The sequence below is a fragment of the Tardiphaga sp. 42S5 genome, assembly GCF_034044155.1.
GTDB classification, from domain to species: domain Bacteria; phylum Pseudomonadota; class Alphaproteobacteria; order Rhizobiales; family Xanthobacteraceae; genus Tardiphaga; species Tardiphaga robiniae.
The window spans coordinates 5,031,363-5,053,081 of sequence record NZ_CP139027.1 but is presented as its reverse complement, the minus strand read 5'-3'; the positions used below and the strand labels follow the sequence as shown (position 1 = coordinate 5,053,081).

Here is a 21,719-nt window from a genome sequence, read left to right as displayed (position 1 = left end):
CTGAAGCAACAGCGAAAGTTCACGAGAAGACCCGGACCGCGCCGCGAGATGTCGTGGCACGGAACGAGCCCATGCGCCTGAAACTGAACATGTCTTTTGAAGGAGTGAACGATGACCGTCGCAGAAGAATTCAATGCCGTTACGACCGCCGACCATCCCGACGACGCAGTGTTGCGCAAGATCGTTTGGTCGAGCGTGATCGGCACCGCCGTCGAGTGGTACGACTTCCTGATCTATGGTGCCGCGACCGCATTGGTCTTCAACAAGGTATTCTTCGCGGCCGGCGATCCGGCGCTCGCAACTATTGCAGCCTTCGGCACCTATGCTGTCGGCTTCCTCGCGCGTCCGCTCGGCGCGGCGATCTTCGGTCACTATGGCGACCGCGTTGGCCGCAAGGCGATGCTCGCGATTACAATCATGGTGATGGGCCTCGGCACTTTCGCCATCGGCCTGCTGCCGACCTATGCACAAATTGGAATCGCGGCGCCGATCCTGCTCATCGCGCTGCGCTTCCTGCAGGGCATCGGCCTTGGCGGCGAGTGGGGCGGGGCGGTCCTGATGGTGGTCGAGAATTGTCCCACGCATAAACGAGGTTTCCTCGGCAGCATGGTGCAGGTCGGCAATCCCGTCGGCAATCTCGCGGCCATCGGCATGTTCGCGCTGGTGTCGCAACTGCCCGAAGAAGATTTCATGAGCTATGGCTGGCGCATTCCGTTCCTGCTGTCGATCCTGCTGGTCGGCGTCGGCCTCTGGATCCGCATGAGCATGGAAGAGACCCCGGCGTTCCGCGCCCTTAAGGCCAAGAACGAAGTCGCCAAGATGCCGATCGTGGAAATCTTCAAATATCACCGCCGTCCGTTCTTCACCGCCGTCGGTCTGAAGATCTCGGAAATCGCCTATGCCTCGATCGCTGGCGTGTTCATCATGTCCTATGCGACATCGAAGCTCGGCCTGTCGCGCGGGCTGGTGCTGAACGGCGCCTTCATCGCATCCTTCGTTGCGCTGTTCTCGATCCCGTTCTTTGGCTGGCTGTCGGACAAGGTCGGTCGCAAGGCGATGTTCTATGCGAGCTGCCTCTTTTGCGCGGCTTTCGCATTCCCGATGTTCTGGCTGCTGGATACGCGTGATCCGACCATCGTGATCCTCACCATCGTCGTCGCAATCTCGTTCGGCCAGATGGTGATGTTCGGCATCGGTGCGCCCTGGTATTCGGAGCTGTTCACCGCGAAGCTGCGCTATAGCGGTGCCTCCCTCGGCTTCCAGGTCGGAGCGGCGATCTCTGGCGGTCTCAGCCCGTTGATCGCGGCGTCGCTGATGACCTGGGCCGGTGCGACCTGGCCGGTGTCGGTGTTCCTGATCTTCTGCGCCTGCATCACCGCGATTGCGACGTCCTTTGCGCCGGAAATGGCGAACAAGGAACTGACCTGACGGCAATGGGGCGGCAGCACGGCTGCCGCCCCATATGCCTGCCCATCAATGACTGCGATGATGATTTCCGCAGAAGGGATATGAGCGATGCTCGATACGTTGACTGCCAAACCTGTACCCGGCGCCGTGGTCCCGTCATGGACTGGCGTGGTGCGCCATCTCCACATCACACCGCGCGCTTTCCTGCCGATGCGTGAAATGCCAGAACTCACACTGATCGCCGGCAAGGGCATCGAGGGCGATCGTTACATGATCGGCCGTGAGGAGGGGTTCTACTCGCACAAGCCCGAAGAAGGGCGTCAGGTCACGTTGTTTGAATACGAGACGCTGGTAGCGCTCAAGCGGGATCACAATATCGATCTCGGTCCCGAGGAGCATCGCCGCAATGTCACCGTATCCGGCGTACCGCTAACGCATCTGGTCGGTCGCCAGTTCTGGCTCGGCGAGACGCTGCTGGAGTCCACGCGGCTGTCGATCCCGTGCCGGCATATCGAGGAGATCACCGGCAAGGCGATCTTCGATCCGCTGATCAACCGCTCCGGCCTCAACTGCAGGATCCTGCAGGGCGGCATCGTGCGCGTCGGCGATGCCGTGCGGAACATGCAATGAGCGCGGTGCCGATTACTAAAGTCAGGACCATCGTCGACACGGTCGAGGACGGCGGCCGGGGCATCAAGCTGTTCTCGCTGGTCGATCCCGATCACTGGGAGCTGCCGCCGTTCCGGCCGGGCGCGCATATCGATCTGCATCTACCCCGCGGATTGGTGCGGACCTATTCGCTCTGCAACGATCCGGCCGATAACAAGCGCTATGTCGTTGCGGTGAAACGCGAGGCCGAAGGGCGGGGCGGCTCGATCGTGCTGCATGACGAGGTCAAGGTCGGCGACACCATCGGCGTGACGCTGCCCCGCGGCGGGCTCGATCTGTCCGCGGATGTGACGCGCTTCACCTTCATCGGCGGCGGCATCGGCGTGACGCCGTTCCTCTCGGCTGCGGCCTGGCTCAAGCGCATGGGCCGTTCGAAATTCACGCTGCACATGATTGCGCGCGGTGAGCCGCCACTCGCCGATCTGCTCGCGCCGCTGCGCAAGTCCGGTCATGTGGTGATTCACGACACGTCGAGTGGGCAGCGCCCGGATATTGCGGCACTGGTCGGCCGGCCACTGTCGGATGTCGCGCTTGCCTGCTGCGGTCCCGACGGCATGATCGACGACTTCGAACAGGCATCACGCGACTGGCCCGCCGATCGCGTTCATATCGAGCGCTTCGTGCCGCCGCCGCTGCCGATCGATCCCGACGCCAAGCCCTATGTGCTCGCGCTCGCAAAATCGAACCGGGAAATCACCGTGGCTGCAGGACAGACCATGCTGTCGGCGCTGACAGATATCGGCATCGACGTGCCGGCATCCTGCTGCGGCGGCATCTGCGGCTCCTGCAAGGTGGACTGGCTGGAAGGGCAGCCGGTGCATCGCGACCGCGTGCTGTCGCCGGCGGAGCGCGAACGCAGCCTGCTGGTCTGCGTGGCGGGTTCCGCTGGGGATCGTCTGGTTCTCGATCTCTGACGTCCGATCTGACAGCCAAACAGGCGGCAACGGTCATCCGTTGCCGCCTGTTTGCGTTCAATCGAGGGGCGCGGCGTTCCGGTCAGCGAACGCCCGCTTTGGATGGCTTACAAACATACCTTGATGGCTTAACTAATTCTTAGAAATTGCGCAAAGTGCGCAAAAAGTGTTTGATGTCTGCGTAATTTGCGCATATCGGGCGGTGTGCGCAGGGGCTCCTGAGGGAAATTGCGCAGAATAATCAGTGATGCGCACGGCGCGGGAAGGAAATAACCATGCAGATTCCAATTAAGCGGGCGATTGAGAAGGTGCCGGGCGGCATGATGACCGTGCCGCTGCTGATCGGCGCGCTGTTCGCGACCTTTGCCCCCAACACCCCGAAATTCTTCGGCTCCTTCACCGGCGCGCTGTTCTCCGGCGGCGCTCTCAGCATTCTCGCCGTGTTCTATGTGTGCATGGGTGCGAGCATCGACTTCAAGGCGACGCCTTACATCGTGAAGAAGGGCGGCGCCCTGATGATCGTGAAGGTCGGTACCGCAATTATCTTGGGCCTGATCTTCGGCCGCTTCCTCGGTGAAGCGCCGGTCACCGCCGGCATTTTCGCAGGCGTCTCGACGCTGGCGATCGTCGCCGCCATGAACGACACCAATGGCGGTCTCTACATGGCGCTGATGGGCCAGTATGGTCGCCCGCGCGACGTCGGTGCCTACAGCATCATGACGCTGGAAAGCGGTCCGTTCCTCACCATGGTGACGCTCGGCGTTGCCGGTCTGTCGTCGTTCCAGTGGCCCGCGCTCGTCGGCGCGATCCTGCCGCTGGTGGCCGGCATGATCCTTGGTAATCTCGATCGCGAGCTGCGTGACTTCCTCAGCAAGGCCGTGCCTGTGATGATCCCGTTCTTCGCCTTCGCGCTCGGCACCGGCCTGAACCTGACGCAGGTCTGGCAGGCGGGTCTGCTTGGCGTCGGCATGGGCGTTGCCGTCGTGATCGTGACCGGCATCCCGCTGTTCTTCGTTGACCGTCTCACCGGCGGCAACGGCGTTGCGGGTGTTGCTGCAGCGTCGACCGCCGGCAATGCGGCGGCTGTGCCTGCGATCGTCGCTGCGGCCAATCCGGCCTATGCGGCTGCTGCCGGCCCGGCGACCATCCTCATCGCGGCCTGCGTGGTCGTGACAGCGATCCTGACGCCGATCCTCACCTCATGGGTGGCGGGCATTGTCGGCCGTGATGTCGAGCCGGGCGAAGAGGCGACGACGCCTGCCGCGCCAAGCGTCGCAGCACCCGCACCAGTGGCTGGGCACTAAGATGGCGGGACGCTGGTTGATCCTCGCCGATGATCTCACCGGTGCAGCAGACTGCGCCATCGCCTTCGGTCGCCGGGGCCTTGCGGCTGCCGTGACTTGGGGCGACGTCGCAAGTGCCGGGGATCGCCAGCATCCGGTTATCTCCTATGATGCAGCGAGCCGCGGCCTGACGGCCGAGGCCGCTGCGCGTCGCCACGCCGACGTGTTGCAACAATTGATGGAGCCGGACCGGCTCCTGTTCAAGAAGATCGACTCGACGCTGCGCGGCCAGCCGGCTTCCGAGACGGCCGCTGCGCTGGCGCATCTCAAGGCGCAGTCGGGTTCGGCCTTCGGCATCTTCGCGCCAGCCTTTCCGGCGACGAACCGCATCACGATCGATGGCCGTGTTGTGGTCGGCGGCCGTCCACTTGAAGAGGCCGAGGTCTGGAAGCGCGATCACACTTACGACAATGCCGATATCGCCGATGTGCTGGCCTCGGCAGGCGTTCGCAGCGAGAAGGTCCTGCTTGCGACGATCCGCGGCGGCCATCTCAAGGCTCACTTGGCGCGTATCGCGTCCGAGGACAACGTCGTTGCGATCTGCGATGCGGAGACCGAGCACGATCTGCATCTGATCGCCGAAGCCAGCCTGAAGATTTCGCCGGCGACAGTGTTTATTGGCAGCGCCGGCCTTGCGCATGCACTGGCTGAGCTCGATGACGCCAGCTCTGTCGAGACGCTCGAAATTCCGCCCAGCACATATGGCACATTGATCGTTGTCGGCTCGCTCGCCGGTGCATCGCGCTCCGCAGCGCGCAAGCTCGTCGCGAGCGGCACCGTCACCCATCTGCCTGTCACACCTGAAGTCTTGCTCGGCAACAAGGTGGGACAGGCGGCGCTCGCCGCGCGTGTGACCGAAGGACTGACCGCAGGCGGCGATGTCCTGGTCGAGATCGTGATGGATGACAATCCGAAAATGTCGCTCGGCCCGCAGCTCGCGCAAAATCTCGCCGATGCGCTGATGCCAGTGGCGTCCAGCATCGGCGCATTTGCCGCAACCGGCGGCGAGACCGCGGCGGCACTCTTGTCGCGCTTCGGTGTCAACGGAATCCGTCTGGCCGACGAGATCGAGCCCGGCGTCTCGCTGGGTCTTACGCTTGGCGCACTATCAGTTCCGATTGCCACCAAGGCAGGCGCCTTTGGCGACGAGAACAGCCTGATCAAAATTCGCGAACGTCTTCACACCGTCCGAACTCAAGGAAGCTTCACATGACCCGTCCGACCATTGCGATCACCATGGGCGATCCTGCAGGCATCGGCCCCGAAGTGATCATGAAAGCCTTTGCCCATCCGGAAATGCTCGCGATGTGCAATCCGCTGGTGATCGGTGACGCCAATCGCCTGCGCAAGGCCGGTGAGATCGTCGGCGCCAGGATCGGCGTCGACTCACTGACCGACGCAAAGGCTGCGAATTTTGCGTCGAAAAACGTCCAGTGCGTGGATCTGAAGATCGTTCCCGACGATTTGCCGTTCGGACAAAACTCTCCGATCGCAGGCGAGGCGGCTTACCGTTTCATCGAGAAGGCCGTCGAGATCGTTCAGGCCGGCATCGCGCAGGGCATCTGCACGGCGCCGCTGTCCAAGGAAGCGCTGCATGCAGCCGGCCACAAATATCCTGGGCATACCGAACTGCTCGCGCATCTGACCGGCACGCCGGAAGTGTCGATGATGCTGGTGTCGCCGAAGCTGCGCGTCATTCACGTGACGACGCATATCGGCCTGATCGACGCCATCAAGAAGATCGAGCCCGGCCTGGTCGAACGCGTCATCACGCGTGGCCATGAGGTGCTGGTCAAGGCGGGCATCAAGAATCCGAAGATCGGCGTTTGCGCGATCAATCCGCATGCCGGCGAGAACGGCCTGTTCGGCTACGGCGAGGAAGCCGAGAAGATCACGCCGGCCGTCGAAGTCTGCCAGAAGAAGGGCTGGGATGTCCGCGGTCCGCTGCCGGCCGATACGCTGTTCTTCCTCGCCGGCCGCGGCGACTACGACATGGTGGTCGCGATGTATCACGATCAGGGCCATGGTCCGATCAAGGTGTTGGGCTTGGAATCCGGCGTGAACATCACGGTCGGCCTGCCGGTCATCCGCACCTCGGTCGATCACGGCACCGCCTTCGACATCGCCGGCAAGGGTATCGCCGATGAGCGCAGCCTTCTCGAGGCCTTGCGGCAGGCGGTGGATCTCGCACCGGGATCCAAGGCGGCCTGACAATCTCCGTCATGCCCGGCCTTGTGCCGGGCATCCACGTCTTGTTACTTCGAAGACGTAGACGGCCGGGACGTCAAGCGAAGCTCGCTTCGCGCTGCCCGGCCATGACGAAACGCTGGTAAATACCAGCTTGATTGGCTGAGGTTAGATGTCGATGCGCAACAAGGAACGTCGCTCACGCCTGTTGGACGCGCTGAATGCCGGCGAGATCGATGTCGACGATCTCGCGCGGCGCTTCGGTGTGTCCGGGTCCACCGTGCGGCGCGACCTGCAGCATCTCTCGAAGAACAATGCGGTGCGCCGCACTTACGGTGGCGCGATTCTCACCGGTCACGTCGCAGAAACCACGCTCGACCAGCGCTTCGCGGTGCAGGGCAAGGAAAAACAGGCCATCGCGCGCGCCGCGATCGACCTGATCGAGGACGGCGACACGCTGATCCTCGATGCGGGATCGACGGTCGCGGCATTCGGCAAGCTGCTGCTGCAGCGCCGCTTGCGCATCATCACCAACAATATCGCGCTGCTGCCGTTTCTCGCCAAGGCACCAAGCATCGAACTCGTGGTGCTCGGCGGCGCGCTGCGATCGACGAGCATGAGCACCATGGGGCCACTGGCCAGTGAGGGACTGCGCCGGCTCACTGCCGACCGCGCCATCATGAGCGCCGACGGTGTCGTGAGCGGCCGCGGGTTGTGCGAGGCCGACCTCGATCAGGTCGCCTTGAAGTCCCTGATGATGCAGCAGGCCAAGGAGGTCATCGTGCTCGCCGACGCCGGCAAGCTCGGCCGCGCCGAACAGGACGCCTGGGCGCCGTTGCCGCCGCGCTGGACGCTGGTGACGGGCGCCGGTGCCTCGGCGGAGCAGCGCAGGCTGATGGAGAGTGCAGGGGCGCATATCGTCGTGGCGGGGGCGTAGCGGGGCTTTATGCGTGTTCTGGCGCCAGGCGGATATGGGATCGACTTGCGGCGAAAACCGGCTAAGTAGGTGCCAGCGCGGACGTGGCGGAACTGGTAGACGCAAGGGACTTAAAATCCCTCGATGGCAACGTCGTGCGGGTTCGATTCCCGCCGTCCGCACCAGCCTTCAGGGGAACTTCGGCCTCAATCCGGCCACCGGCGGCTGCTTTACGCAACTTCAATCCTGCCCGGCTAGAAAGTCCCGATGATCGCATCTTCTTCCCGTTCTCGCCTGCCGATGCGCGCTGCCGCGATGGCATCGTTGCTCGTCCTTGCCGGCTACCTCGGCGGCTGCGCCAGCATGGGCGATGGCATGGTGTCGGGCGCCTTTGTCGATCCTGCGAAATATGACCTCTATGACTGCCCGCAGCTTGAGACCGAGCGCAAGACGCTTGCGACGCGGACGGCCGAATTGCAGGGGCTGATCGACAAGGCGCAGACCGGCACGGGTGGAGCGGTGGTCAGCGAACTCGCTTATCGCAACGATTACATCTCGACGCGTGCGCAGGCCAAGCTGGCGGAAGAGAACTGGCAGAAGAGCAAGTGTGTGGCCAGTCCGCCGAAAGCGCCGGCAGCGTCAGAACCCATTACGCCGCGCAAGCGCGCTGGCGCCCGCTCCTGAGCCTGTCAGGATCAGAGTTTCCAGTCGTAGATCCAGTCCTGCCGCGCCTGCAGACGTCCTGCACCGAGCGCGCGCATGGCGAGGTCGCGCGCCAGCGCCATGGGTCCGCGCAGATGATAGATCTGCCCGGATTGCCGGGCGGTGCGCTGTATCAGGCAGACGCGCGGCTGGCGTAGCTGGGCGTAGCGCGCCAATGCCGGCGCAATCCCTGCGGCATCGTGGCCAGCCGTGCCAAGGCATTGCGCCAGCACCGCCGCATCCTCGATGGCCATGCCTGCGCCCTGCGCGGCGAAAGGCAGCATCGCATGGGCGGCATCGCCGAGCAGCGCCACGGATCCCTCGTGCCACATGCCGCCGTCCGGCAGTGTGAACAGTGGCCAGCGCCGCCAGTTATCGACGCTCTCGATCATGGCGCGTGCATTGGCTGGCCAGCACGACCCTGCAAGGTGCCGCCTGATCTCGCTGGCGTCGCCGATGTCGCTGCTGCCGGGCTGCATCACCGCGCCGGGCATGATGGCGACCATGTTGATCCGCTCGCCCGATGACACCGGATAGACAACGAGATGGGCCTTCGGCCCCATCCAGAGCTGGACGCCATGGGGGATCAAGTCGCTTTTCAGCCGACTCGTTTCCAGCGTCCCGCGCCAGGCGATGAGACCGGAGAAGTGCGGCTGCGTTTCGGGAAACAATTGCCGTCGCACGAAAGACCACGCGCCATCGGCGCCGATCAAGGCCAGCGCCGACTCGCCGTTGACGATGATACCGGCGGGCGTGGCGCGGAGGTTGTCCACGGGACAACCGAGGCGCAGTTCAATGTCGGGATGCGCCGTGACCGCGCCGAGCAAGGCCGATTGCAGATCGGCGCGATGCACCAGCCAGTAGGGCGCGTCATCGCGGGTGCTGCCGAGCGGCAGGCGGATCACCTCGCCGCCGCTGCGCGCGGTCATGATGCTTACACTGGCGGGCGTCGTGACATGGGGCGCAAGGCGCGGTTGCAGGCCGAGGTTGATCAGTATGCGGGTCGCATTGGGCGAGAGCTGCAGCCCGGCGCCGGCCTCTTCGAGCCGTCCGGTCTTCTCACAGATGATGACGCGAAAACCCCGGGCGGCTAGCGCGAGTGCGGCCGTCAGTCCGCCGATGCCCGCACCAGCGATGACGATGGTGCGCGGCGCCGTCACGGCCGGAAATCAGGCAACCTTGTCTTTCACCACGCATTCCGGCGGACGTGACTGGCCGGCGCCGAGATCGGCGGCAAAGCGATACAAGGTCGAGCAATACGGGCAGATGATCTCGTTGTCGTTGCCGAGATCGAGGAAGACATGCGGATGGTCGAACGGCGGATTTGCACCCACGCACATGAATTCCTGCGAGCCGATCTCGATGATCGGAACGCCGGCGTCATTGTGAAAGTGCGGAACCACGTGGTCGGACATCTTCTCTACCTTTGCTCGCAACAGCCGCGGGCGTATGAGCCGGCGCGCCATTCAGTGCGGCGCACCATACTGGTCCGGAACCATGATTCCTAGACCGCGCAGGGGTCATTCATCCGTACAAATTCGACACAATTCGGGTGTCTCCGAATAGCCCTTCTTTCGTCGGGGCAGTTGTGTCCACGATGTGACGCACCATTTCTAAAGAGGTGCAAGGATAGGGTTTTCCGCCATGTGGTTCCGGCTCGACACAGCTTTGACGGGGGTAGCGGTCTGCGCGACCGCCGGCCTGCTGTTGCTGCCGCATGCCCGCGATGCCGGCGCCGTGCTGGCCGCCCAGGATGACCCGGTCGCTCTGGCCGATGCGCAACTCAGCTCTGCATTACGGAATGATCCCGCAGTGCTCGCCCGTAATATCGAGGAGGCGCTCGCGGCCAGGGATGCCGACCTCGCCAAAAGCTTTGCTGATGTTGCGGCTGCCAGAAATGTTCAACTGCCGGACGACCTCGCCAGGCGCGTGACCGAGGCGGTTGCGGACGAGAATTCGGCGTCCCATTTCGCCAGCCGCTTTGCGAATGGCTTTGTCACCGGCAATGCCGACGATGTCGGCAGCCTGTCCGGCACCGTCGCCGGCGATCTGTTCGTATTCGGCGATATCCGCGACGTCGTGCGCGAAGGCAAGCACATGGCGATGGGTGAGGACACCGATCACCTCATTCTCGGCCTTGCTGCTGCAGGTCTCGCTGTGACCGCCGCGACCTATGTCAGCGTCGGCGGCGTCGCGCCCGTGCGCGCGGGCCTCACGCTGGTGAAGGATGCGCGCAAGGTCGGACGGATCGGCGAGGGGCTCACCACCTGGGCGGCGCGTTCGGCGCGCGGCGTGGTGGATGGGCCGATGCTGCGCGCCGCCGTGGCCGATGCCTCCATATTGCGGCCAAGCCAAACCATCACCGCGGTGAAGGCGGCGTTCCGCACCGAGAAGGCTGGCGGCATCGTCCGCCTCGCCGGGGATGTCGGCCGCGTCGGCGAGAAGGCTGGCACGCGCGGCGCGCTCGATACGCTGCGCATCGCCCAGAGCCCCAAGGATGTTAGGCGCGCGGCGCGACTCGCCGAAGTCAAAGGCGGTCAGACCCGCGCCATCATGAAGATGTTCGGCCGCGGTGCGCTGCTGCTGGCGGCTGGCGCGTTCAATCTTTCGATGTGGGTGTTCTGGGCATTGTTCGCGCTGCTTGGATTTGTCGTGTCGATCAAGGCAACCACCGAGCGCATCACCTGGTCGTGGCTGCAGCGCTCCAAGGCGAGGCGCGCGCGCCGCGACCTGGCGGTACGACAGGATGCTCTGCTGCAGGACATCTCACGCAAGGACGCATTACTCAGGGACATGGCTCTCCGCCATCCCGCGCCGGCTCACTCACTGGCGCCGGTGCTCGTCCACGGGTAAACTGCGCGCTTCCCATCACCATTCATTCTCTCAATCACCCCATCTCTCAATCGTAACGGAATTCTGGATGCCGAGCTTTCACAACGGCGCTGTCGAAATTGCTTATCTCGATGAAGGCGAGGGCGATCCGATCGTTCTCGTGCATGGCTTTGCATCGAGCAAGAACGTCAACTGGGTCTATCCGACCTGGGTGTCGGAATTGAAGAAGCACAATCGCCGCGTCATCGCGCTCGACAATCGCGGCCATGGTGATTCCAGCAAGCTCTACGATTCCGAACAATACAGCATCGGTGCGATGGCCGCCGACGTGCGCGCGCTGCTCGCACATCTTGGTATCGCGCGCACCGATATGATGGGTTATTCGATGGGCGCGCGCATCACCGCCTATATCGCCTATAGCCATCCCGAACTGATCCGCAGCGCGATCTTCGGCGGTCTCGGCATCGGCCTCATCAACGGCGGCGGTCCCGGCGAGAATGTCGCCCTCGCGCTCGAGGCGGATTCGCTCGATGACGTCACCGATCCCGTGGGGCGTACGTTTCGCGCGTTCGCCGATCAGACCCGTTCGGATCGCCGCGCGCTCGCAGCCTGTCTGCGCGGTTCGCGCCGGCTGATGACGAATGAGGAAGCCGCCGCCATCAAGGTGCCGCTGCTGATCGCGGTGGGAACGACGGACGAGATCAGCGGCTCCGCGCAGGAGTTGCAGAAGGTCATCGCCGGCTCTGAAGTGCTGGATATCCCGAACCGCGATCACATGCGGGCGGTCGGCGATCGCGTTTACAAGGAAGGCGTGCTGGATTTCCTGTCCCGCCGCCCGTGATAATAATTGGCGGGGGCGCATCTTGTTTTGATCACACGAGCGCCCACTTCTGATGCACGCCCGGTTTGTGGGCGGGGTGGAGTCGTCCCCGGAATGTCTGCACTTTCAATGTGTTAGCGGGCGATTGCCGGGTAAGCCACCGTTCACGATGGCATCAGCGGCGTCACGACAGCGACGCGTCTTGTGCTATAATCGACGCTCTATTCAGGGAATTGCGAGTCCGCCATGGCCGTGCAGAGCATCAATCCGCAGAATTCAAAACTCGCAACGCTGGATCCGATCTGGGATCGGATCCGTTCCGAGGCGGAAGACATCGTCCATCGCGAGCCTGAACTCGCATCCTTCATCTATTCGACCGTGCTGCATCACAACCGTCTGGAAGATTCGGTGGTGCACCGCGTTGCCGAACGTCTCGATCATGCGGCGCTGTCCGGCGACCTGATCCGCCAGACCTTCGACGAAGCACTGCGCGACGAGCCCGACTTGGGTAACGCTTTCCGCGCCGATCTAGTCGCGGTGTTCGACCGCGACCCAGCCACGACGCGCTTCATCGATCCGCTGCTGTACTTCAAGGGCTTCCACGCCATCCAGGCGCATCGTCTGGCGCATTGGCTCCACAACAAGGGCCGCAAGGACTTTGCATGGTATCTGCAAAGCCGCTCGTCGGCGGCCTTCCAGACCGACATCAATCCTGCCGCGAAAATCGGCCGCGGAATCTTTCTCGATCACGCGACCGGCTTCGTTGTGGGTGAGACCGCGGTCATTGAAGACGATGTCTCGATCCTGCATGGCGTCACGCTCGGTGGCACCGGCAAGGAAAACGAGGACCGTCATCCGAAGATTCGCCATGGCGTGCTGATCGGCGCCGGCGCCAAGATTCTCGGCAATATCGAGGTCGGCCATTGCGCGCGCATCGCGGCGGGCTCGGTCGTCGTCAAGCCGGTGCCGCACAACGTTACCGTGGCCGGCGTGCCTGCGAAGATCGTCGGTGAGGCTGGTTGTGCGGAGCCGTCGCGCACCATGAACCAGATGCTGAACGCGATCGGGCTCTGATGTGTGCCTGTGATTTTGGGCTTGTGATTTTCAAGCACTGATTTCGCACGCGTTTTCGTTCACCTGTGGGATGGCGTGATTTTTCGAGAAACGGCCTAGCCGTGGCCGTCATCTCGCATTAAAGCTTCTCTCCATCAGCTCAACAGACATCAACTGCATTGGAGACACCTGTGGACGTTCAGGAAGTCAGAAAGCTCGACGCCTATCTCAAGCGCGTGTTCGGCAACCAGAAGCTTCGCGTGGTGCCGCGCCCGAAGAAGGACGACTCCGCCGAAGTCTATATCGGCGAAGAATTCATCGGTGTGCTGTTCGTCGATGACGAAGACGATGATCGCTCGTTCCAGTTCCAGATGGCGATCCTCGAAGAAGACCTCGTCGATAACGGCTGAGGTTGCGCCTTGCCTCCGCTTGGCGGCGGCGAGCTCACGCGAGCGCAGCGCAGGCCCTTGCGCTCTGTGCATCACACGCTAGAGCCTCGGTTCTGATAGAATCAGAACCGAGGCTCTAGCTTTTTGTTTTGACGCGTTTTCTTGATGCGAACCGGTACCCACTGCGCTCGAAAACGCTCTAGGCTGCGTCGTCCGGTGCGACCAGGCCGGCGGCGGTGGCAAGCCAGACCAGGTGCGCGTCGGTGCGCGCGCCGATCTTCGATTTGATCTGGTAGTGATAATTCTGCACGGTCTTGGTGCTCAGATTGAGCGATGTCGCGATCTGTTCCGTGGTCCAGCCTGACGCCACCAGCCGCAGGATTTCCGTTTCGCGCGGCCCGAGATCTTCCACCAGCGACCGTTCGTTGCCGAGCCGCTCGCTGGCGATTTCGCGCGCGATGTCTTCGCTCAATGCGCGTCCGCCGCGGGCGACGGTGGCGATGGCGCGCACCAGTTCGTGCGGCGCGCTGCTCTTTGTGATGTAGCCGCAGGCGCCAGCCTCGAACGCTTTCAGCGCGAACGCGGCGCTCGCATGCATGGTGAAGACCAGCAGGCGCGCGGTGCGATCCCATTGCCGGATATGCCGGATCGCTTCCAGCCCGCCGGGGCCGGGCAGCGACAGATCCATGACCACCACGTCCGGGCGCTCTGCCTGATAGGCGCGATAGGCCGCAGCGGCATCCTCGGCCTCGGCGCTCACGCGAAAACCGATCTGCCGCTCCAGTAGCCGGCGATAGCCTTCGCGCACCACCGGATGGTCGTCGACCAACAGGATGCTGATGGCGGTCATGCCGCCGCTTGTCGTGGCAGCAGCGGAATCACCGCGGCCACGCGGATACCGTGTGCCGCCGGGGCGATCGACAGGCTGCCGCCAAGCGCTGCGATGCGTTCGCGGATGCCGAGAATGCCGTGGCCGGAGGCGGTGTGGGCGTGCCTGGCGTCGCCGCCGCCGTCATCCTCGACACTGAGGGCGACGGCATCGCGGGCCTCTTCTCCGTGGCTGACGCGGAGATGAACGTGCTGCGGCCGGCCGTGGCGGGCGGCGTTGGTGAGGCACTCCTGCGCGATGCGGTAGATGTTGACGGCGGCTTCTGCGGGGACGGCGGTGAGATCGCCGGTTACGTCGAGATGAAACACGGCGCGCCGCGTTGTGCTTGCATTCCACTGCGCCACCAGTTGCACAAGGCTGGCCTGCAATCCCAGTTCCTCGAGATCCTGCGAGCGCAGCCGCGCCAGCGCGCTGCGCAGCGTAGTCATCATCTGGCCCGTGATGCGGGCGACGGCGCGGGCATCGTCGGCCAGATCGGGACGGGACGGCGTGGCGCCGGTCTCGATGGCTGCGGCGAGCGCCGCGGTGGCGGTGAGGCACTGGCCGAACTCGTCGTGCAGATCGCGCGCCAGTGCGCGGCGTTCTTCTTCCTGTACCTGAAACAGTCGTTTGGTTAGTGCGACGCGTTCGGCAGTGGTGGCCGCGAGACGGCCGGCGAGATCGTTGACGGCGCGGGCGATATGGCTGAATTCGGTGGCGCCGAAAGCGGGCAGGCGATGGCGGTGGTCACCATGTTCGAGGCGGCGCAGGCCGCGTATGATGCTCCGGGCCGGCATCAGTGCATGGCCGATCAGGAGGATCGCGAGCAGACTGATGCCCAGCGCCATCGCCGCGGCGATGCTGACCATCACGGTCACCTGCCGCCATGCCTGACGCACGGCGGCGGCTGGGTCGACACGGGCTTGCACGGTGCCGGCATCGCGCTGCCGCACGGTCAGCGGCCGCGTCTCCGTGGCATGTGGCCCGAATAGCGCGCCGTAGAGACTGACGAACCATGATGGCGCCGGGCTGCCGATGTCTTCGGTCTGGCTGCACAGGTCGAAGGGCGGCGCGCTACCGAGCCGGAAGTCAATGCATACGCCTGGCGCGATCACCTTCATGGTCGCAACGGATTTCCAGTCCGGCAGCGGCAGCAGTGCATCGCGGTAAGTGCCGTCGCGCCACAGCAATTCGCGCCAGTACAGGTTCTGCAGGGTTGTCGCGACGCGGTCGGCGGAGGCGGCGGTGTCGGCCTCGATGGTGCGGCGCGCATCGACCAGAATCCATCCGATCGTACAGGCCAGACAGAGCAGCACCACGGCGACGAGACGAAGAACGAGATGTATCAGCAGGCGCATGATCGCATTCCCCGCGGTGAGACATTGATATTAAAGCGGCACGCACCGCGGTCTGGCAAGCGGTTCTGCATCGTTTGGGCAATTTGCCCGGTATGTGGCGGGTGCGATGCCCTTGGAGGCTCAGTCGTACAGGCGGCAGATTGAAGCCAACCGCCGATCGTGATCGGTGAAACAACCAGCAGGAGGGACATGTGGTGAGCCGGCATCATCTCGATCCGGCAGATCGCGCGCCGCTGCTGCACTGGTTGATCTTTACCGGGCTCTGTCTGTTCGCCGCGGTTCTGCTCTGGCACTATGGCCTGGTGCGGCAGATGCTTGCCGTCGATCGCACCTATATCTCGTCAGTGATCGTACTGCTCTATTTCGGTGCGTCGCTGCATTGCCTGTGGCGTCTGATCGCGGTGTCGCGCGAAGCCGATGCGGCGCGGGGTGCAGCGGAGCTATTCGCGGAGGGCGGCCAACGCATCGTCGTGGCCGGCGACGGTGTTGCGATCGACGGCGTCGGTGCGTTACCGAAAGGCCTGATGGCGTCGCATATCCGCGACCTCGCCGTGAAGTCCGCACTGCAGAGCGGTCGGCAGCTCGACCAGACGCTGCTGCTGCGTCGTCTCGCCGGAAATTTGCGTGGCTCGAACGGCTTCGGCGGCTTTGCCGGCGACACGCTGATGAAACTCGGCCTGATCGGCACGATAGTTGGCTTCATCATGATGCTGGCGCCGATCGCCGGCCTCGACACCGGCAATCAGGGCGCCATCAAGGCCTCCATGAACCTGATGAGCGAGGGCATGGCGGTGGCGATGTATACCACGCTGGCGGGGCTGATCGGTTCGATCCTGATCCGCATCCAGTATTACATGCTGGAGGACGCAACCGCCAAACTGTTCGCCTTTGCCGTCGGCGTCATCGACGTCCACGCCGTGTCGCTGCTCGAACGTGAAGCGGAGCACGCGAAGTGATCGACGAGTTTGAATTCTCTGGCAAGGAAGCACCGTTCGATCCGCTCGGCGTCATGCTGTTCAAGGCGCTGCAGGTGATCGCCTTCCTGTTCTTCATCGCGCTGCTGGCGATCAAGACCCATGACGACGAAGGCAAGGTCGATCCCAAGCTGGAGTTTTTGATCACGGTGAGCTGGCCCGACAAGCACCCGGACGACATCGACATGTTCGTGCAGGACCCGATCGGCAATATTGTGTGGTACCGGCGGCGTGAGACCGGCTTCATGGTGCTCGACCGCGATGATCGCGGCGGGCTCAACGATTTCATCATGGTCAACGGCCAGAAGGTGCTCTCGCCGATCCGGCAGGAGATCGTCAGCCTGCGCGGCATCGTGGCCGGCGAGTACATCGTCAACATCTACCATTTCGCGGCGCTGACCGGACAGCCAGTGCCAGTGACGGTCAAGGTCGAGAAACTGAATCCGAAAGTACAGGTGGTGCACTACGACACCGTCAATGTCGATCATGGCGGCGCCGAGACAACCGCGGTGCGCTTCATCATGGACAAGACCGGCAATGTTACCGAGGTCAATCACGACCAGACATCGCTCGTGCAGATGCTGAACAAGCGGTACAGGGAGCGCAAGGCTGGATGAAGCGATGAGCCTGCAAACCAGCATTATCGGTCTGTCGCTCGGCTACGTGCTGCTCGGCCTGTTGCTGTTGCTGGCGGTGGTGCGGACGCGGCTGCCGTGGCCGGTGAAGGCCGGCGCGGTGATGGTGACTTCGGCGTTTTACGTGCTGGTGTTCTTCCGCACCCAGGGCCTGCTCGGCTGGTCGGCGGACGATCCGCTGCCGCCGAACTTCCAGTTGTTGTGGGTGCGCAGCGTCGAGCCCAACATCGCCCAGGGCGAGCCCGGTGCCATCCACATGTGGGTCGAGGCCCTCGACGACGACAATCTCCCGAGCGGGGCGCCGCGGGCCTATCGGCGGCCTTACTCCACCGCGCTCGCGCGCAAGGCTGAGCGTGCGCGCACTGAGATCGCCGCGGGTCATCCGCAAGGCGGGCGTGCCGCGCAATTCGGATCCGGCGAGGGCGAGTTGCCACCTGGTGGGCCGCCAGGTGCGCTGTTCGCCAGCGGCGAACCGGGCGGCGATCCGTCCGGCGGTGGCCTGCTGGACCCCGCTTTCATGCGCGGCGACTCCCAGTCCATCACATTCGCCCCGCTGCCCGTGCCCGTCCTGCCAGCCAAAGATGTGCCGTAGCGGCGATGGCCGGCGCGAGCGTTAACTCCGCGCAGCTCCGCTTGGGGTGACGGGGTGGGGCGGCGATGCAGCCATCAAACATTTTTTCCTATCTCCCGTTGACAGCATCCCCATCAGGTTTATATTCCCCTTCGTCCTGCCCCACTGAGAGGGGCGATCGCGATCGTCACGTTCGCGGGGCAGGATGCGGTGGACGCCGGAGATGCGGCGTCACGCGGTTCACGGGGGAACGTCTGTCTTCGGGCAGGACGAATCTGCGCCAGCACTGCCACTGGCTAGGAGACGGCCGACCTTGGGATGGAAAGACTCCTGGACAGTGTGACGGACGACCAAGTCAAAACGCGTTCGGCCTATTCGCTTGAGGCTCCCTTCCCATCGCCTTGGGACTTTAATTCGCGATCGGAGCGTTCGTCGAGGCAAAGTGCAAGCAACCGAAAAAACACCGCAGGCGGAACGTCGGGCACTGGCTCGGCGCCTCCGAAAGTCCTGATGCACTCTAGATTGCGGAAGACCGCATTCGCATCAGGCCCAAGGGTGCAACGGGCACCCGGCGTTCCGCACGCCCTCTCACAAAAGGGCGGGAATGCAAGATACGACGGCGCCCCCGCGCCGCAAACAACAGGGGTGATGACGCATGTCTGAAGAGCAGTGGCTGTTTGACAGTTGAATCTGAAATAACGTGACGCGCGCACGCTCAAACCAGACGCCGTCATGCCCGGCGCATGCCGGGTATCCACGCCTTGGCGACGTCCACAGCAAGGCGTGGATGGCCGGAACATCTAGCGAAGCTCGCTTCGCGCCATCCGGCCATGACGACTGAGAGGGTTAGGCAAGATCGTGGGATGGAGTGAGCGCAGGCGCATCGAGCAGACGCCCACCCCAGCCTACGATCAACGCAATCACGACGAGGGCGTTTACCGCAGCCCGCTGAGCTGGATCGTCAGTCGATCCATCGCATTGCCGACATCGCGCCATTGCGCGAGCCAGCTACGCGGAAAGCGGAAGATGAGATCGGCGCCGCCGATGCGGCGTTCGCTCATGCACATGCCTTCCGTGGCACCGTCGCGCGTGCAGCGCGCCACCAGCGCCGGCGTCGTGCCGAGAAACAGATCTTCATTGCTGTAGGGCGAGTTGTCGCGGAATGGCTGCGTGGTCAGCCCGTCTTCGCTTGATGTCGCGCGGTCGATATAGCGCGGATAGATCGTGCGCAGGCGGGTGTCCGGCGAGGTCGCATCGTGATGCGCCGAGATCGAGACGAAGATGCGATCGATCGGCTGCGCGTTCTCATCGAAATTCTCGACGCTGACATGCCTCGGCAGGTTGCTCGCTTCCAGCGATGGATAGACATAGCTCAGATCGACGCGTTCCTGCGGCCCTGAATGTTTCTGCACCTTGCGGCGAAACGCATGGGTCGGGACGTTGAACAGTGTGGCGCCCACGCTCACCGGAATGCGGTCGGGATCGCCGGGCTTCTGGCTCTGCCAGGTCGGCCACAACAGATAGGCCACCACTGCGATAGCGGGGGCTGCAAGCGCTGCACCGATCAGCATCGGCACGACGTGGTTGCGGCGGTGGCGGCGCCGCGGCCGCGTCGTCGGGTGGGTCGGAAACAGCAGAGACATGCGCACGCTAAATTGGAACTGGGACGGTGTACCGGGTGGGCGAATCAACCGCGAATATGCCAGCCGATGGTTAACGGCCTCGCGCGCCTCGCCGCGGGCGGGATCCGGGAGCCATGCACCGTACGCGGTTCCCACCGTGCCGTTAACCCTTTATTAACGTTATGCTGGCGTGGAGCCTCGCGTTTTGCGATGCAGGGCGGTGTTTGTATGTGCCGTGAAAGAGCTTCGATGTCCCCCGATGCGTTGAATTCATTCTTCCAGCTATGCATTGGCTTCGCGCTCGCAGGCGCCATTGCAAGCGCCTATCAGGCCTTTGCCAAACGTCCCCCGAGCTTCAGCCTGCTCCAGCAGGGGCCGTCCCCTGAAGCCTTCGCAGCCGTGCCGCTGCTGGTCTTCACGGCGCCCTTCATCATCATGCGCAACACGCTGCGCAACGGCGCGGCCGAGCAGCATCGCGTTCAGTTCGTGATGATCGCGACCGTGCTGGCCGGCCTCTGGAGCCTGATGTCCGGCACCTTCATCGTGATGACGCTGGAAGCGCTGGGCATACTGGCCTAGGCACAAGAATCCGTGGCAGTGTCTCCCACAAAGGGAGACCACTCAATCATGGCAATCTACGAACTCGACGGGCAGGGACCGGATCTTCCGGCCAGCGGAAATTACTTTATCGCCGACACTGCCGATGTGATCGGCAAGATTCGTTTGCTGGAGCAGGCGAGTGTCTGGTTTGGCGCGGTGCTGCGCGGCGACAACGAATGGATCGAGATCGGTGAAGGCTCCAATGTGCAGGACAACTGCACGTGCCATACCGACAAGGGCTTTCCCCTGACCATCGGCAAGAACTGCACCGTCGGTCACAACGTTATCCTGCACGGCTGCACCATCGAGGATGGCGCGCTGATCGGCATGGGCTCGATCGTGATGAACGGTGCAAAAATTGGCAAGAACAGCATCGTGGGCGCCGGCTCGGTGATCACCGAGGGCAAGGAATTTCCGGAGAATTCGCTGATCATCGGATCGCCGGCGCGCGTCATTCGCACGCTGTCGCCGGAGCAGGTGACGGCGATGGGCAGCGCGGCGCGGTTCTATGAGGCGAACGGCCCGCGTTTCCAGAAAGGTCTCAAGAAGATCGGCTAGAGCGTTTTAGAGCGAAGCGGGTACCGGGTCGCGTCAAGAAAACGCATCAAAAAGCCAGAGCCTCGGTTCTGATTCTATCAGAACCGAAAGGGCTCTCGTTGTGATCGCACGCAGCGCGATCACGTCCCTTCTGACTCATTGGCTTCTGTCTCGCCGGCCACGCGCTCGTGGCCGGCGCTCCATAGCGAATGTTCTTCGGTGCCGTCCTGATAGGGATTGGCCTCGGCAGGAATGCCCTCGCTGGCGGCACGCTCGCCTTCCTCAAATGGATCTTTTTGCGGATCGTTTGGCATGGGCCTTCTTCCTTGCTGGACGTGACGAGGCGGGGCGCATCGCAGTCTTGCGGCTTGATGCCGATGATGGACCGGCGGCTTTCACGCTCTTGCGGAGCGCATCCTTGAGATCGATCGGAACGCCGTGCTTCTTCAGGAGGTCGGCGAAAGCTTCATCGGCAAGTTCTTGCGTCGTTGCCATGCGATCGCGACCGAGCTGGGTCAGCTTGTCGAGGGTCTCGTCATCGAAGTCGATCAGCTTGCGCATGACATCTGCTAACTGAGGCCCGGCTCGCGCCAGCGCGATCGCTTGCGCGTCGGGTCGAATACTTTCTCCTGATGGCGATGCAGTGCCTGTGCAACGCCGAGCCGCGCGAAACTGATGGGGCCGCCGTAGTCGGCCGCCTCGATCAGGCAATGCATCGCGGTCTGCCACTCCTTTGCATCGTGTTCAGATGGTGACAGCTGTGTGATGTAAGCGCCGGCGTCGCGCAACGACACCAACGTGTTGCCGTCAGGCAATTCGATCGGTTCGCGAAACGGCTTGTCCCAGGACACGCAGGCTTCTCCTCGGCAATGTCAGGGATTCAAGCCGCCGGCGCCAAATTCGTTCCCGCAACGGAACCCGTTTCCGCTGGTCTCGTTGAACGCCGAAGGAGATTTCCAATGGCGCATTCCTCGAAACTCATCGCGACTGCAACGGCTACCGTCCTGTTGTCTTCAGTTGCGGCGTTCGCCCAATCCGGCAGTGCAGGTGGCGGCGCGACGGGCGGCGCTGCGGGTACCAATAGTGCAGGCACGGCGAATGCGAGCGGTGGACGCGCCGCGACCGGGATCACGGCAGGCGCGAGCGGGACCGGACAGGCGTCGCCCGATGGCAAGCCGGCGACAGGCGATGCAGCGGTTGATGCGCAGGATCGTGCCGTCGATCGCAAGGTGAAGAGCATCTGCAAGGGTTGCTAGCGCAACGTTGCGCGACAGGCGTTCAGCAACAGACCGTAACCGACAGTCGCGAACAAGTGACGGCTA

General features: G+C 63.4%; 26 protein-coding genes and 1 tRNA gene. 19 read left to right on the top strand and 8 right to left on the bottom strand.

Annotated elements, in window-relative coordinates:
- The first annotated feature begins 111 nt into the window (after nucleotides 1–111).
- The 9 genes from SFY93_RS23580 (at nucleotide 112) to SFY93_RS23540 (ending at nucleotide 8,120) form a co-directional block, all read left to right on the top strand.
- On the top strand, nucleotides 112–1,428 hold the full coding sequence (locus SFY93_RS23580) for an MFS transporter (RefSeq protein ID WP_320444825.1): 1,317 nt from the start codon (nucleotides 112–114) through the stop codon (nucleotides 1,426–1,428).
- A gap of 87 nt (nucleotides 1,429–1,515) precedes the next feature.
- A complete protein-coding gene (locus SFY93_RS23575) occupies nucleotides 1,516–2,037 on the top strand; it encodes an MOSC domain-containing protein (protein ID WP_320444824.1) in 522 nt (173 codons plus the stop codon).
- Complete coding sequence (locus SFY93_RS23570) at nucleotides 2,034–2,990, top strand: PDR/VanB family oxidoreductase (RefSeq protein WP_320444823.1); 957 nt, start codon at nucleotides 2,034–2,036, stop codon at nucleotides 2,988–2,990. The genes SFY93_RS23575 and SFY93_RS23570 overlap by 4 nt, the downstream gene beginning before the upstream one ends.
- 275 nt (nucleotides 2,991–3,265) lie before the next feature.
- The gene (locus tag SFY93_RS23565) at nucleotides 3,266–4,294 is read left to right on the top strand and encodes a 2-keto-3-deoxygluconate permease (RefSeq protein ID WP_320444822.1); all 1,029 of its coding nucleotides are present in this window, start codon (nucleotides 3,266–3,268) and stop codon (nucleotides 4,292–4,294) included.
- A 1-nt stretch (nucleotide 4,295) separates the two neighbouring features.
- Complete coding sequence (locus tag SFY93_RS23560; RefSeq protein WP_320444821.1) at nucleotides 4,296–5,546, top strand: four-carbon acid sugar kinase family protein; 1,251 nt, start codon at nucleotides 4,296–4,298, stop codon at nucleotides 5,544–5,546.
- On the top strand, nucleotides 5,543–6,544 hold the full coding sequence (gene pdxA, locus SFY93_RS23555) for a 4-hydroxythreonine-4-phosphate dehydrogenase PdxA (RefSeq protein ID WP_320444820.1): 1,002 nt from the start codon (nucleotides 5,543–5,545) through the stop codon (nucleotides 6,542–6,544). Before SFY93_RS23560 ends, pdxA begins: the two co-directional genes overlap by 4 nt.
- A gap of 148 nt (nucleotides 6,545–6,692) precedes the next feature.
- Entirely contained in the window at nucleotides 6,693–7,457 is a 765-nt protein-coding gene (locus SFY93_RS23550) for a DeoR/GlpR family DNA-binding transcription regulator (RefSeq protein ID WP_320444819.1), read from the top strand.
- 77 nt (nucleotides 7,458–7,534) lie between these two features.
- Nucleotides 7,535–7,621: transfer RNA gene (locus SFY93_RS23545), tRNA-Leu, on the top strand.
- Nucleotides 7,622–7,703: 82 nt separating this feature from the next.
- Nucleotides 7,704–8,120, top strand: coding sequence for a twin-arginine translocation pathway signal (locus tag SFY93_RS23540; protein ID WP_320444818.1), 417 nt, complete (start codon nucleotides 7,704–7,706; stop codon nucleotides 8,118–8,120).
- A gap of 11 nt (nucleotides 8,121–8,131) precedes the next feature.
- On the opposite strand, the gene SFY93_RS23535 is transcribed toward SFY93_RS23540, so the two are convergent.
- Both SFY93_RS23535 and SFY93_RS23530 read right to left on the bottom strand, forming a co-directional pair.
- A complete protein-coding gene (locus SFY93_RS23535; RefSeq protein WP_320444817.1) occupies nucleotides 8,132–9,298 on the bottom strand; it encodes an FAD-dependent monooxygenase in 1,167 nt (388 codons plus the stop codon).
- Nucleotides 9,299–9,307: 9 nt separating this feature from the next.
- A complete protein-coding gene (locus tag SFY93_RS23530; RefSeq protein ID WP_089265655.1) occupies nucleotides 9,308–9,553 on the bottom strand; it encodes a zinc-finger domain-containing protein in 246 nt (81 codons plus the stop codon).
- A 229-nt stretch (nucleotides 9,554–9,782) separates the two neighbouring features.
- Here SFY93_RS23530 and SFY93_RS23525 point away from each other — a divergent pair, with 229 nt between their 5' ends.
- The 4 genes from SFY93_RS23525 (at nucleotide 9,783) to SFY93_RS23510 (ending at nucleotide 13,253) form a co-directional block, all read left to right on the top strand.
- Nucleotides 9,783–10,991 carry a hypothetical protein gene (locus SFY93_RS23525; RefSeq protein WP_320444816.1) on the top strand — a complete coding sequence of 403 codons (1,209 nt, stop codon included), beginning with the start codon at nucleotides 9,783–9,785 and terminating at the stop codon, nucleotides 10,989–10,991.
- Between the two features lie 67 nt (nucleotides 10,992–11,058).
- Nucleotides 11,059–11,811, top strand: a complete 753-nt coding sequence (locus SFY93_RS23520; RefSeq protein ID WP_320444815.1) for an alpha/beta fold hydrolase — start codon at nucleotides 11,059–11,061, stop codon at nucleotides 11,809–11,811.
- A 225-nt stretch (nucleotides 11,812–12,036) separates the two neighbouring features.
- Nucleotides 12,037–12,864 carry a serine O-acetyltransferase gene (cysE, locus tag SFY93_RS23515; RefSeq protein WP_320444814.1) on the top strand — a complete coding sequence of 276 codons (828 nt, stop codon included), beginning with the start codon at nucleotides 12,037–12,039 and terminating at the stop codon, nucleotides 12,862–12,864.
- A 170-nt stretch (nucleotides 12,865–13,034) separates the two neighbouring features.
- Complete coding sequence (locus SFY93_RS23510) at nucleotides 13,035–13,253, top strand: DUF3126 family protein (RefSeq protein WP_068736180.1); 219 nt, start codon at nucleotides 13,035–13,037, stop codon at nucleotides 13,251–13,253.
- A 178-nt stretch (nucleotides 13,254–13,431) separates the two neighbouring features.
- Here SFY93_RS23510 and SFY93_RS23505 read toward each other — a convergent pair whose 3' ends face one another.
- Both SFY93_RS23505 and SFY93_RS23500 read right to left on the bottom strand, forming a co-directional pair.
- Nucleotides 13,432–14,082: a response regulator gene (locus tag SFY93_RS23505; RefSeq protein WP_320444813.1), complete on the bottom strand. Its 651-nt coding sequence runs from the start codon at nucleotides 14,080–14,082 to the stop codon at nucleotides 13,432–13,434.
- Complete coding sequence (locus SFY93_RS23500) at nucleotides 14,079–15,458, bottom strand: sensor histidine kinase (protein WP_320444812.1); 1,380 nt, start codon at nucleotides 15,456–15,458, stop codon at nucleotides 14,079–14,081. The genes SFY93_RS23505 and SFY93_RS23500 overlap by 4 nt, the downstream gene beginning before the upstream one ends.
- A gap of 194 nt (nucleotides 15,459–15,652) precedes the next feature.
- Here SFY93_RS23500 and SFY93_RS23495 point away from each other — a divergent pair, with 194 nt between their 5' ends.
- The 3 genes from SFY93_RS23495 to SFY93_RS23485 are packed head-to-tail and all read left to right on the top strand — an operon-like array spanning nucleotide 15,653 to nucleotide 17,659.
- The gene (locus SFY93_RS23495) at nucleotides 15,653–16,414 is read left to right on the top strand and encodes a MotA/TolQ/ExbB proton channel family protein (protein WP_231080120.1); all 762 of its coding nucleotides are present in this window, start codon (nucleotides 15,653–15,655) and stop codon (nucleotides 16,412–16,414) included.
- Nucleotides 16,411–17,049, top strand: a complete 639-nt coding sequence (locus SFY93_RS23490; RefSeq protein ID WP_320444811.1) for a hypothetical protein — start codon at nucleotides 16,411–16,413, stop codon at nucleotides 17,047–17,049. The genes SFY93_RS23495 and SFY93_RS23490 overlap by 4 nt, the downstream gene beginning before the upstream one ends.
- A 4-nt stretch (nucleotides 17,050–17,053) precedes the next feature.
- Nucleotides 17,054–17,659, top strand: a complete 606-nt coding sequence (locus tag SFY93_RS23485) for a hypothetical protein (RefSeq protein WP_320444810.1) — start codon at nucleotides 17,054–17,056, stop codon at nucleotides 17,657–17,659.
- A gap of 914 nt (nucleotides 17,660–18,573) precedes the next feature.
- Here SFY93_RS23485 and SFY93_RS23480 read toward each other — a convergent pair.
- Complete coding sequence (locus SFY93_RS23480) at nucleotides 18,574–19,281, bottom strand: hypothetical protein (protein ID WP_320444809.1); 708 nt, start codon at nucleotides 19,279–19,281, stop codon at nucleotides 18,574–18,576.
- Nucleotides 19,282–19,509: 228 nt separating this feature from the next.
- On the opposite strand from SFY93_RS23480, the gene SFY93_RS23475 reads away from it, so the two are divergent.
- Nucleotides 19,510–19,839: a DUF6949 family protein gene (locus SFY93_RS23475; protein WP_068731897.1), complete on the top strand. Its 330-nt coding sequence runs from the start codon at nucleotides 19,510–19,512 to the stop codon at nucleotides 19,837–19,839.
- Between the two features lie 48 nt (nucleotides 19,840–19,887).
- The gene (locus tag SFY93_RS23470; RefSeq protein WP_320444808.1) at nucleotides 19,888–20,418 is read left to right on the top strand and encodes a gamma carbonic anhydrase family protein; all 531 of its coding nucleotides are present in this window, start codon (nucleotides 19,888–19,890) and stop codon (nucleotides 20,416–20,418) included.
- 119 nt (nucleotides 20,419–20,537) lie between these two features.
- Here SFY93_RS23470 and SFY93_RS23465 read toward each other — a convergent pair whose 3' ends face one another.
- From SFY93_RS23465 to SFY93_RS23455, 3 genes are read right to left on the bottom strand one after another with little or no spacing between them, the layout of a single operon-like run.
- Nucleotides 20,538–20,711, bottom strand: coding sequence for a hypothetical protein (locus tag SFY93_RS23465; protein WP_170849843.1), 174 nt, complete (start codon nucleotides 20,709–20,711; stop codon nucleotides 20,538–20,540).
- The gene (locus SFY93_RS23460; RefSeq protein WP_320444807.1) at nucleotides 20,680–20,958 is read right to left on the bottom strand and encodes a hypothetical protein; all 279 of its coding nucleotides are present in this window, start codon (nucleotides 20,956–20,958) and stop codon (nucleotides 20,680–20,682) included. The genes SFY93_RS23465 and SFY93_RS23460 overlap by 32 nt, the downstream gene beginning before the upstream one ends.
- A gap of 8 nt (nucleotides 20,959–20,966) precedes the next feature.
- Nucleotides 20,967–21,248, bottom strand: coding sequence for a hypothetical protein (locus SFY93_RS23455; RefSeq protein ID WP_320444806.1), 282 nt, complete (start codon nucleotides 21,246–21,248; stop codon nucleotides 20,967–20,969).
- 108 nt (nucleotides 21,249–21,356) lie between these two features.
- On the opposite strand from SFY93_RS23455, the gene SFY93_RS23450 reads away from it, so the two are divergent.
- The gene (locus tag SFY93_RS23450) at nucleotides 21,357–21,653 is read left to right on the top strand and encodes a hypothetical protein (protein WP_320444805.1); all 297 of its coding nucleotides are present in this window, start codon (nucleotides 21,357–21,359) and stop codon (nucleotides 21,651–21,653) included.
- Nucleotides 21,654–21,719: the final 66 nt, after the last annotated feature.